This window comes from Natronospira sp., assembly GCF_007134575.1.
GTDB lineage: Bacteria > Pseudomonadota > Gammaproteobacteria > Natronospirales > Natronospiraceae > Natronospira > Natronospira elongata.
On sequence record NZ_SLKM01000144.1, the window covers coordinates 1 to 11,298 of the forward strand.

Annotated in this window: 10 protein-coding genes; 6 read left to right on the plus strand and 4 right to left on the minus strand. The window is 63.5% G+C overall.

Annotated elements, in window-relative coordinates; translation table 11 throughout:
* The 3 genes from ccoN to ACJWXQ_RS05650 all read right to left on the minus strand — a co-directional run.
* The coding region (gene ccoN / locus ACJWXQ_RS05640; protein ID WP_406672345.1) for a cytochrome-c oxidase, cbb3-type subunit I at positions 1-1,397 on the minus strand (1,397 nt) is incomplete at its 3' end.
* Positions 1,398-1,682: 285 nt separating this feature from the next.
* On the minus strand, positions 1,683-1,964 hold the full coding sequence (locus ACJWXQ_RS05645) for a peptidylprolyl isomerase (RefSeq protein WP_346051940.1): 282 nt from the start codon (positions 1,962-1,964) through the stop codon (positions 1,683-1,685).
* A 74-nt stretch (positions 1,965-2,038) separates the two neighbouring features.
* The gene (locus ACJWXQ_RS05650) at positions 2,039-3,655 is read right to left on the minus strand and encodes an ATP-binding protein (RefSeq protein WP_346051942.1); all 1,617 of its coding nucleotides are present in this window, start codon (positions 3,653-3,655) and stop codon (positions 2,039-2,041) included.
* A gap of 165 nt (positions 3,656-3,820) precedes the next feature.
* Here ACJWXQ_RS05650 and sucC point away from each other — a divergent pair, with 165 nt between their 5' ends.
* From sucC to ACJWXQ_RS05665, 3 genes are all read left to right on the plus strand, one after another.
* A complete protein-coding gene (gene sucC / locus ACJWXQ_RS05655; RefSeq protein WP_406672346.1) occupies positions 3,821-4,984 on the plus strand; it encodes an ADP-forming succinate--CoA ligase subunit beta in 1,164 nt (387 codons plus the stop codon).
* Positions 4,985-5,031: 47 nt separating this feature from the next.
* Complete coding sequence (sucD, locus tag ACJWXQ_RS05660; RefSeq protein ID WP_346051944.1) at positions 5,032-5,901, plus strand: succinate--CoA ligase subunit alpha; 870 nt, start codon at positions 5,032-5,034, stop codon at positions 5,899-5,901.
* 120 nt (positions 5,902-6,021) lie between these two features.
* Positions 6,022-7,644 carry an NAD+ synthase gene (locus ACJWXQ_RS05665; RefSeq protein ID WP_346051946.1) on the plus strand — a complete coding sequence of 541 codons (1,623 nt, stop codon included), beginning with the start codon at positions 6,022-6,024 and terminating at the stop codon, positions 7,642-7,644.
* A 3-nt stretch (positions 7,645-7,647) separates the two neighbouring features.
* Here the strand turns inward: ACJWXQ_RS05665 and bamD are convergent, their stop codons facing one another.
* Positions 7,648-8,466, minus strand: coding sequence for an outer membrane protein assembly factor BamD (bamD, locus tag ACJWXQ_RS05670; RefSeq protein ID WP_346051948.1), 819 nt, complete (start codon positions 8,464-8,466; stop codon positions 7,648-7,650).
* 168 nt (positions 8,467-8,634) lie between these two features.
* Between bamD and rluD the strand changes: the two genes are divergently transcribed.
* The 3 genes from rluD to ACJWXQ_RS05685 form a co-directional block, all read left to right on the plus strand.
* Complete coding sequence (gene rluD, locus ACJWXQ_RS05675; RefSeq protein ID WP_346051950.1) at positions 8,635-9,603, plus strand: 23S rRNA pseudouridine(1911/1915/1917) synthase RluD; 969 nt, start codon at positions 8,635-8,637, stop codon at positions 9,601-9,603.
* Positions 9,600-10,355 (plus strand): peptidoglycan editing factor PgeF, encoded by a 756-nt coding sequence (gene pgeF, locus ACJWXQ_RS05680; RefSeq protein WP_346051951.1) that lies wholly within the window; start codon positions 9,600-9,602, stop codon positions 10,353-10,355. The genes rluD and pgeF overlap by 4 nt, the downstream gene beginning before the upstream one ends.
* A gap of 117 nt (positions 10,356-10,472) precedes the next feature.
* The coding region (locus ACJWXQ_RS05685; protein WP_406672347.1) for a Clp protease N-terminal domain-containing protein at positions 10,473-11,298 on the plus strand (826 nt) is incomplete at its 3' end.

Consider the following 11,298-nt stretch of genomic DNA (forward strand, 5'->3'; position numbering starts at 1 on the left):
ATGTCAGCGCCCTGTTTTTCCGGTCTGGAAGTCATCCAGACATTCCAGGCCATCAGCAGCATGCCGGCCAGGAAGATGATCCCGCCCAGCAGGCGCACCATGTAGTAGGGGTAGGTGGCTGACAGCGTCTCCATGAAGGTGTAGGTCAGCGTGCCGTCATCATTCACGGCCCGCCACATCAGTCCCTGCATGACACCGGCAATCCACATGGCGGCGATGTACAGGACCACCCCGATGGTGGAAATCCAGAAGTGCCATTCAATGGCTCTGACGCTGTACATGCTGGCCTTGCCGTAAAGGCGCGGGATCAGGAAGTAGATGGCGCCATAGGTAATGAAGGCCACCCAGCCCAGTGCGCCGGCATGGACGTGCCCGATGGTCCAGTCGGTGTAGTGAGAGAGAGCATTCACCGTCTTGATGGACATCATGGGGCCTTCGAAGGTCGCCATGCCGTAGAAGGACAGGGACACAATCAGGAACTTCAGGATCGGGTCGTCCCGCAGTTTGTACCAGGCCCCCTTGAGAGTCATGATGCCGTTGATCATCCCGCCCCAGCTGGGGGCCAGCAGGATGATGGAGAAGACCATGCCCAGGGATTGGCCCCACTCTGGCAGTGCGGTGTAGTGAAGATGGTGGGGGCCGGCCCACATGTAGATGGAAATCAGGGCCCAGAAGTGCACGATGGAGAGGCGATAGGAATAAATGGGCCGATCCGCCTGCTTGGGCACGAAGTAGTACATCATCCCCAGGAAGCCGGCGGTCAGGAAGAAGCCCACGGCGTTATGGCCGTACCACCATTGCACCATGGCATCCACCGCCCCGGCATACACGGGATACGACTTGGTCAGTCCCACCGGGATCACCAGATTGTTGACGATGTGCAGCACCGCAACGGCAATGATGAAGGCGCCGTAAAACCAGTTGGCCACGTAGATGTGCTTGACCTTGCGGATGAAGATGGTGCCGAAGAACACATAGGCGTAGGCAACCCAGACCACCGCGATCAGCAGGGCGATGGGCCATTCCAGCTCGGCATATTCCTTGGCCTGGGTCAGGCCCAGGGGCAGGGTGATGGCCGCGGCCACGATCACGGTCTGCCAGCCCCAGAAGGTGAAGGCCGCCAGCCTGTCCGAGATCAGCCGCACGCCACAGGTTCGCTGCACCACCCAGTAGGAGGTGGCGAACAGGGCCGAACCGCCGAAAGCGAAGATCACGGCATTGGTGTGCAGGGGGCGCAGACGCCCGTAACTCAGCCAGGCGGTGTCAAAATTCAGGGCGGGCCAGATCAGCTGGGCGGCGATCCAGACGCCGACCAGCATGCCCACCACGCCCCACACGACGGTCGCCACGGCAAATTGCCGCACGACCTTTTCGTTGTAGTTGGGTGTTGATTCCATGGTTTCGGATCCCTTTTTCCGGAGCCTGGACGGCCAGCGGCTTCGGTGAGCCGGAGGATGAATGGAAGATTCACGGATTTACGGGCGAAATTATCGGGCAGGGCAGGGCAGACAAACTTGACTTGGATCAATTTCAGGCCAGCCCCTCTCCTCGGGACTCGAAATGAGTTGTTGATATGGGGTGGAAGCAAGGGGAGGGGCGGGGAAAATCGGCCTGACCGTTCCACGAAAAAGCGGCGCCCATGTGGGCGCCGCTGTCATCTAGCCTGGAGATGAGGGTCCAAGTCAGTCTTCCCGCTGGGTCACTTCCAGCAGGTGGTAGCCGAACTGAGTCTTGACCGGGCCCTGGACGGTGTTGACCGGAGCGGAAAATACCACTTCGTCGAATTCCTTGACCATCATGCCGGGGCCGAACTCACCCAGCTCACCGCCCCGGTTGCCGGAGGGGCAGTTGGAGTGTTTTTGGGCCAGTTCGCCGAAATCGGCGCCGTTTTCAATTTCCTGCTTGAGTTCCTCGCACTGCTCCTGGCTGTCCACCAGAATGTGCCGAGCGCTTGCCTTGGCCATGATCTGTCCTCGTGAAAATGTGGCTGGAAACCCGGAGCATAGCAGAGCCTTACGACTCAATCGTGAATCATGCCCTAGGTAATCCAGCGCTCCGGATCGGCGAAGATCACCCGAAAGCAATTGCGGCCTTCCCGGTAACGATATTCGAGTTTGGCCCGATTGCAGTCGCACAGCTCCCTGGCCATGAACAGGCCCAGCCCCGTGCCACGAGGGCTGGCCGTGTAGAAAGGCTCGAATATATGGCCGGCTTCTTCATCCGGGATGGGTTCACCGGGATTGCTGACTTCCAGGTTGGGGCGGTCGCCGCGTCCCACAAGACTCACGCTGAGTCGAACCGGTGAGTCATCACCGCCATGGCGGCGGGCATTGTCTACCAGGTTATCCACGATCTGGCGCAAATGATCGTCGTCCATGCGCGCCTCCACTGGTCTGTCTGGCAGGACGAGCTCCATCTGCTCGGCTTTCAGACGCCCTGTGTCCAGCATTTCCTGCTGATACAGGCGTAGCCACTCGGAGAGGTCGAGCCGTTCCGGCTCCGTCGCTTCCCGCCGGGATAATTTCAGGACGGTTTCAATGATCCGGTTGAGTCGGCCCGCGTGCCGGTCGATGATCTCACCCAGGCGGCGTTCCCGTTCGGTCAGCGCCTCCGATTCCATCAGCAATTGGTTGGAGTGGCTGATGGCACCGAGCGGGTTGCGCAACTCATGGGCGATACTGGCCGTGAAGCGGCCGAGGGCGGCCAGCTTCATCTCCTGGGCCCGCTGGCCCTGCAGGCTGCCATCCTCCAGGAACAGTAGTGTGCCCGGCTTGTTCGGGTCGCCCAGTTCCGTGAACTGGGGCACCACCACCGTTTCGCCGTCAGCAGCGACGAAGGAGGCGGGGCGTTCATAGGGTGTTTCCCGGCAATGACGGACCAATCGACTCAGTTGTGCCGAGACCTGGTCCACCGGCCTGTCACGGTGCCCGTCCGCCACACCCAGAAATTGGGCGGCGGTGCCGTTCATGAGCTGAACCCGGTTGCGATGATCAACCACCACGATACCGGTACGCAGATGGTGGATGATGTAGTCGTTCAGCTCGGAGAGATTGCGCAGGTCCAGACCGCGTTTGACCGCCAGGGCCTCGCTCTCCCGCAGTTGGCGTGAGAGATGGGCGCCCACCAGGGCCAGGAGCATGAACAGTGCCCCCAGAATGCCGGCCTGGGTGAACCGAGGAGCGATGTCCGGCAGGGACCAGGCGATCAGGATTTGCTGGCCCAGCAGGATCAGGGTAATCAGGGCGGCGAGGGTGATGGCGGTTCGCCGTCCCAGCAACAGACTGGCGGCAGCCACAGGGATGAAAAGCAGATTGCCAAGCCCCGTTTCCAGGCCGCCGCTGGCATGCAGGATCACCATAAACAGGGAGCTGTCGGCCAACAGGCCGAGGAAAGCCTGGACCCGCATGCGAGGGCGGCGAAGGCGGAGACAGACCCCGGCTATTGCGGAAAGTAGCACCAGGCTTGCCGCTGCGAGCAGGAATAACCAGGGCTGTAGGCTCCCGAGCATGCCGTCGTCGGGCTGCAGGAGGTAGCCCAGCAGCATGGCCGCGCCCAGTGCCAGGCGGAAACCATTGAGCAAACGCAGAGAGCGCCAGCGCAGGTCGTCGGCGGCGATATTGCGTTCTTCGCTGCGTTGGCTGACGGTGTTGCTCACTTGCGCTGCCCTCCGACTTTGCGAAATTCGCCGATTTCCGCCAGAATACGCCCTTTTCCGGCGGTTCTCGCCGGCCCAGGAGCCTCGGATTTCCCCTCAAAGGGGGAGCTGCGCCCTGGCCGACCGGCGGCCGTTCCATCCATCCCCGAAGCCTGAGCTTACACGATGAATCTTCACGAATACCAAGCAAAACAGATATTTGCGGAATTCGGCGTTCCCGTTTCCGATGGTCGAGTGGTGAAATCCGCTGAAGAGGCCGTGGCAGCGGCCAAGGAACTGGGCGGTGATCTCTGGGTGGTCAAGGCCCAGGTTCACGCCGGTGGTCGCGGCAAGGCCGGTGGCGTCAAGCTCACCAAGAGCCCGGAAGAAGCCGGTGAGAAGACCAAGGAAATGCTGGGATCGACCATTGTCACCCACCAGACCGTTCCGGAAGGCCTTCCGGTTCACGAGGTCTACATTGAGAAGGGCTCCGACATCGAACGTGAGCTCTACCTCTCCGTGGTGGTGGACCGTGCCTCCGAGCGGGTCGTGTTCATGGCCTCCCCCGAAGGTGGCGTGGATATCGAGGAAGTCGCCGAATCCACTCCCGAAAAGATCTTCAAGGTCGAGGTTCATCCGGCCGCCGGCCTGCAGCCGTATCAGGCCCGTCAGCTGGCTTTCGGCCTGGAGCTGACCAAGGCGCAACTGGGTGCCTTCACCAAGATTGCCGGTGGTCTGTACAAGATGTTCGAGGCCTGCGATTGCAGCCTGGTTGAGATCAACCCCCTGATCGTGACCCCCGATGGCGAGATCAAGGCCCTGGACGGCAAGGTCAATCTGGACGACAACGCCCTCTATCGGCAGAAGAAGCTTGCCGAAATGCGCGATCTGAGCCAGGAGGACGAAGCCGAAGTCGAGGCCAGCAAGCATGACCTCAACTATGTCTCCCTGGAAGGCAATATTGGCTGCATGGTCAACGGCGCCGGCCTTGCCATGGCCACCATGGACGTGATCAAGCTGTCTGGCGGCCAGCCCGCCAACTTCCTGGATGTGGGCGGCGGTGCCACCAAGGAGCGTGTCACCGAGGCCTTCAAGCTGATCGTCTCCAATGAAGGCGTGAAGGCCATCCTGGTCAACATTTTCGGTGGCATCGTGCGTTGTGACCTGATCGCCGAAGGCATCATTGCCGCGGTGGAAGAGGTGGGCGTGAAGGTGCCGGTCGTGGTGCGTCTGGAAGGCACCAACGTGGATGAAGGCAAGGCCCTGCTGGAGAAGAGCGGCCTGGATATCATCCCCGCCGATGACCTGAGCGATGGCGCGGCCAAGGCCGTGGAAGCCGCGGGCAAGTAAGCCCGGTACCCTTACATCCACAAGCAGAATTTCAAACGGGAAGCGACATGAGCATTCTTGTCAACAAAGACACCAAGGTGATCTGCCAGGGTTTCACCGGCAAGCAGGGCACCTTCCATTCCGAACAGTGCATCGCCTATGGCACCAAGCTGGTGGGCGGCGTCACCCCGGGTCGCGGTGGTGAAAAGCATCTTGGTCTGCCGGTTTTCAACACCGTGCATGACGCCGTGGCCGAGACCGGCGCCGAAGCCAGCATGATCTATGTGCCGGCCCCCTTCGCCGCCGACGCCATCCTGGAAGCGGCTGATGCCGGTATCAAGACCATCGTCTGCATCACCGAGCACATCCCTGCTCTGGACATGGTCAAGGTCAAGGAGGCCATGAAGGAGCATGATTGCCGCCTCATCGGCCCCAACTGCCCGGGCATCATCACGCCGGGCGAGTGCAAGATCGGCATCATGCCCGGCCAGATCCACAAGGCCGGCAAGGTGGGCGTGGTCTCCCGCTCCGGCACCCTGACCTATGAAGCCGTGCATCAGACCACTCGTACCGGCCACGGCCAGTCCACCTGCGTGGGCATTGGTGGCGACCCGGTTCATGGCATGAGCTTTATCGACTGCCTTGAGCTGTTCGAGAAGGATCCCAAGACCGAAGCCATCATCATGGTGGGTGAAATCGGCGGCACCGACGAAGAAGAGGCGGCCGAGTTCATCAAGCAGAACGTGAGCAAGCCGGTGGTGGCCTACATCGCTGGCGTCACCGCGCCGCCCGGAAAGCGCATGGGCCATGCCGGCGCCATCATTTCCGGTGGCAAGGGCACCGCGGACGACAAGTTCGCCGCGCTGGAAGATGCCGGCGCCACGACGGTGAAGTCCCCCGCTGAGCTGGGTGAGGCGATCCAGAAAGTGCTGGGCTAAGCCGCTTAGGCTGCCGACTCGCGGGATTCAGGTTCCCGCGGATCCCAGGGTCCCTGTCCGGTAACGGGCGGGGACCCGTTGTTTTAGCATCCCGCAACAGGCAGGGAGTCAACAGGCAAGATGGCGGAAAACTTGAGAATCGTGGTGGCGCAGACCAACCCGACCGTGGGCGCAATCTCGGACAACCTGGATGCGCTCATCAGTCAGGTGGCGTTGGCGGTCAGTGAGCATGGCGCGGACCTGGTGCTGTTCCCCGAGCTCAGCTTCACCGGCTATTGCCCGGAAGACCTGCTGCTCAATCCGGATTTCGCGGATCAGGTGGGTGCCGCCGAGCAGGCCCTGCGCCAACGGCTGCCCGCTGGCGTTGGAGTGTTATACGGCGTCCCCGAGTATCACAGCGCCGGCCTCTACAACGTCGCCTGTCTGGTGGCGGATGGTCGGGAACTGGCCCGCTATCGCAAGGCCTGCCTGCCCAATTACGGGGTATTCGATGAATCCCGATGGTTCCTCGCCGGAGATGGCGCCTGCGTGGTGGATTTTCGTGGTCACCGCCTTGGTCTCACCGTCTGCGAGGACCTGTGGGTCCCCGGGCCGGCATCGGCCTGTGCCGAGGCCGGGGCCGAGCTGATTCTGAGCCTGAGCGCTTCTCCCTATGCCCGCGACAAGGCGAGCGAGCGTCAGAGCGTCTTCCGGCGTCGGACCCGGGAGGCGGGACTGCCCTTGCTGGTCTGCAATCTCCTGGGAGGGCAGGATGAGCTGGTATTCGATGGCGCCAGCGTGGGCATGAATGCCGACGGTGGGCTTGCCATGCAGGCACCCGAGTGGGAGAGCGGTCTGTTCCCGGTGGACTTGGACCAGGGCCGTCTTGCTTCCCCGGTAAAGATCGATCCCCTGCCGACCGATGCCAGCCAATACCGGGGTGCGGTCCTGGCCACCCGCGATTATCTGCGCAAGAACGGCGCCCCCGGGGCACTGATCGGGCTTTCCGGCGGCATTGACTCGGCGCTGACGCTGGCAATCGCTGTGGATGCTATCGGCGCGGACAAGGTCAGCGCCGTCATGATGGGCTCCCAATATACCCGCGAGCTCAGCTACCGCCTGGCCCGAGCTCAGGCCGAGGCGCTGGGCGTGCGTTACCTGGAAATCGGGATCGACGAGCCGGTGGCGGCAGTGGAGCAGGACCTGGCCAGGGCATTGGCCGAGCCGGTGCAGGGGGTGGCGGCGGAGAATCTGCAGGCCCGTCTGCGGGGGGTGAATCTGATGGCCCTCTCCAATCAGTTAGGAGCCATGGTTCTGGCCACTGGCAACAAGAGCGAGTTGGCGGTGGGCTACGCCACTCTCTACGGCGACATGGTGGGTGCCTATGCCCCCATCCGGGATCTGACCAAGAGCCGGGTGTATGCCCTGGCCCGCTGGCGCAATCAGCAGGGCGAGGTGATTCCGCCGGAAGTCATTGAGCGCGCGCCCTCGGCCGAACTGCGTGCCGATCAGTACGACAGTGACAGCCTGCCGGATTATGCCGTGCTGGACGCCATCATCGAAGGATTCGTGGAAGAGGACCGGCGGGCTGAGGAACTGGTGGCCGAGGGGCATGAAGCGGCACTGGTCCATCGCGTCCTCGCCCTGATCCAGCGCAATGAATACAAGCGCCGACAGGGGGCCCCCGGCCCGCGGCTGAGCGCACGGGCCTTCGGGCGCGATCGGCGTTACCCGATTACCTCGGGGTTTCGTTTCCGCGGCTGAGGATCAGCGGATGGGCGGTTCGCCGCCTTCCTGGTGGTTCGGGAAACTGCGGCCTCGAAGGCTGCGCACATCGGCCGCCATGCTGCTTTCTCCCACGCCGTCGTAGGCGGCTGCCAGGATGTCCATGGCAAAAGGGGTGACTTCGTTGGGCTGCATTTCCTCGATCACCTTGCTGGCCCGTGCGGCGGCCGCCATGTAGGCGCCCCGTTCCAGATAGTGGTTGGCCACATGCCAGTTGTGCCTGGCGATCACATTGCGCAGATAGATCATGCGCAGACGGGCGTCCTGGCTGTATTCGCTATCGGGGAAGCGCTCCACCAGCTCGCGGAAGGCATCAAAGGAGCGGTGGGCATTGGTCACGTCCAGGCGGGCGTGATCCAGGTTCAGAATCCGGCGGCTCAGGGAGCTGCGCATGTCGAACCAGGCGATGCCCTGCATGTAGTAGGCATAGTCCAGGTGATCCGAGCGGGGATTCTCGCGGATGTAGCGGCGTGCCACCTCAGCAGTGCCGCGGCGATCACCGGCCAGATGCGTGACATAGATCTGGTCCAGCTGAGCCTGCTGGCCTTCCGGGGTGAAAGGATGGCGGGCCTCAAGGGCACGCAGCATCTGCATGGCGCCGTCGTAGTTGCCCGCCGTCATCCGCCGCCAGGCCCGTTCGTAGATTTCCTCGGCGGTGATGGAGGTGTCCACCTGCACCGGTTCCGGGGTGCCGGCACAACCGATGAGCAGGCCAAGGCTTAGGACCAGCAGTAGTGCGCGGACGCTGAGGCGGTGGCGGATAGGACCCGTGCTGGTGATCTGCATGCGATTGACCTGCATTGCTTGATTGGCTCCAGAATACTCAGAATGCTCCCGGCTCATTGGAGATAGCCGGCTCCAACCCGATAGTATAAACCCACCGGCGGCCCGACTCGAAGCCCCCGCCGATGACCGGGAGCAAATATTGCCTGGATTCCGGGCTTGAACAGGTGCAAGGAGAGAGAAAGATTGTCCCACCATGACCCCGACAGAGAGGCCCAGGTACCCGAGGAACTCGCCGGTGAACGCTTTGATCGCGCCCTGGCACGCATGTTCCCGGAATATTCCCGCAGTCGCCTCAAACAGCTCATCGAGCGTGGTGAAGTGTTGCTGGACGGGGGCCAGTGCCGGCCCCGTGAGGCCGTGGTCGCCGGTCAGACGGTCAGCCTGAGCGCGGAGCCGACACCCCAGCCCAGCCGGGTGACTGCCCAGGCCCTGCCACTGAATGTTCGTCATGCCGACGAAGAGCTGATCATCATCGACAAGCCCCCGGGGCTGGTGGTCCACCCGGGCGCCGGCAATCCGGACGGCACCCTGGAAAACGCCCTGCTGCATCATTTCCCGGAGCTGAGCGCCGTGCCGCGGCATGGTCTGATCCACCGCCTGGACAAGGACACCAGTGGGCTGCTGGTGATCGCCCGCAGCAATCGCGCCCATGTGGTGCTGACCGAGGCCATGCAGGCAAGAGAGATCAGCCGGGAGTATCTGGCCGTGGTGGTGGGCAGCATGCCGGCCGGGGGTACGGTGCGGGCGTCGATCGCCCGCCATCCGGTGGATCGCAAGCGCATGGCGGTGCGTGACGGTGGTCGCGAGGCGGTCACCCATTACCGGGTGGCTGAACGCTTTGCGCACCATAGCCTGCTGCGGGTGAAGCTCGAGACCGGCCGTACCCATCAGATCCGGGTCCACATGGCCCATATCCGCCATCCCATCATCGGTGATCCGGTCTATGGCCGGCGTCTGGCCATTCCCCGGGGCGCGACGGAGGCATTGGCGGAGGCCCTGCGCGGCTTTCGCAGGCAGGCGCTGCACGCCACCGCGCTCTCGCTGCACCATCCAGTGACGGGAGAGCGGATCAGCGTGCAGGCGGATCCCCCCGAGGACATGCAGGCCCTGCTCGATGTGCTGCGCCAGGATACCGAGGCCCGGGGCTCATGAGCGGCGTCTTCCTGCACCCCGACTGGCCGGTGTCCGGGCCTGTGCGGGCCCTGACCACGCAACGGCATCATCCCGGGCTGCCCGGGTCCAGTGAAGGCCCCTGGCGGGGGCTCAATCTTGGTGCCCACGTGGGTGATCAGCCTCGGCATGTGGCGGCCAATCGCTCGGTTGTCCGCCAGGCAGCCGGCTTGCCCGCCGAGCCGCAATGGCTGGATCAGGTCCATGGCCGCCATGTCCTCTACCTGTCGGGCGCCGCCCCCGAGGCCCCGGCAGATGCGGCCTGGACCGACCGGCCCGGCCGGGTCTGCGCCATCCTGACCGCGGATTGTCTGCCGGTGTTTCTGGCCCATGAAGCAGGGCGATGGGTGGGGCTGGCCCATGCCGGCTGGCGGGGGCTGGCCGAGGGGGTGATCGAGGCGACGGTGGCCGCCATGCCCGGGCCGGCCAGTGCGCTCCATGCCTGGCTGGGGCCGGCGATCGGGCCCGCCGCCTTTCAGGTCGGTGAAGAGGTTCGTGAAGCCTTTGTCGCCAGGGACCCGGAGGCCGAAGCTGCCTTTCAGGCCGATGGCCCCGAGCACTGGCGGGCGGATCTGCCCGCGCTCGCCCGGCGGCGTCTGGAGGCACTCGGAGTCGCCAGCGTCGGCGGTGACGGTCTCTGCACCTGGAGTGATCCGGCGCGCTTTTTCTCCCACCGCCGCCAGGCCCCCTGCGGTCGCATGGCCAGTCTTATCTGGATCGAACCCGAGGCCTGATCCGCCGCCATTCGCGCACAACTGCGGTCGCTTCTGTGGGCAAGCTGCTTGAATACGCGGCAAATGCCACCAATGTAGAAGGCAGTTGAGTAATCTTTGGGAGCAAGACCCATGCGAATGGACAAATTGACGAGCAAATTCCAGATGGCGTTGTCGGATGCCCAGTCCCTGGCCCTCGGCCGGGACCACCAGTTCATGGAGCCGGTGCATCTCATGCTGGCCATGCTGGATCAGGACGGTGGCGGCCTGCGTCCGCTGCTGGACAAGGCAGGTGTGGAAATCAATCGCCTGCGCTCCAGCCTGGGCGAGGCCCTTGATCGTCTGCCCACGGTGTCCGGCGCCGAGGCCGAGGTGCACCCTTCCCAGAATTTCATGCGCCTGTTGAACCAGTGCGACAAGCTGGCCCAGAAGCGGGGTGACAGCTACATCTCCAGCGAGCTGTTCCTGCTCGCCGCGGTGGATGAGAAGGGGGATCTCGGGGCCATTCTGCGCGACTGTGGCGCGGTCAAAGGGGCCATCGACAAGGCCATTGAAGAGGTGCGTGGTGGCCAGAACGTGGACGATCCGAATGCCGAGGACCAGCGCCAGGCCCTGGAGAAATACACCATCGACATCACCGAGCGGGCCGAGCAGGGCAAGCTCGACCCGGTGATCGGTCGTGACGAGGAAATCCGCCGCACCGTGCAGGTGCTGCAGCGGCGCACCAAGAACAATCCGGTGCTGATCGGTGAGCCCGGCGTGGGCAAGACCGCTATTGTCGAGGGCCTGGCCCAGCGCATCGTCAACGGTGAGGTCCCCGAAGGTCTCAAGGACAAGCGCGTCCTGTCCCTGGACATGGGGGCCCTCCTGGCCGGGGCCAAGTACCGCGGCGATTTCGAGGAACGGCTCAAGGCCGTGCTCAAGGAACTGGCCCAGGAAGAGGGCCGGGTGATCCTGTTCATCG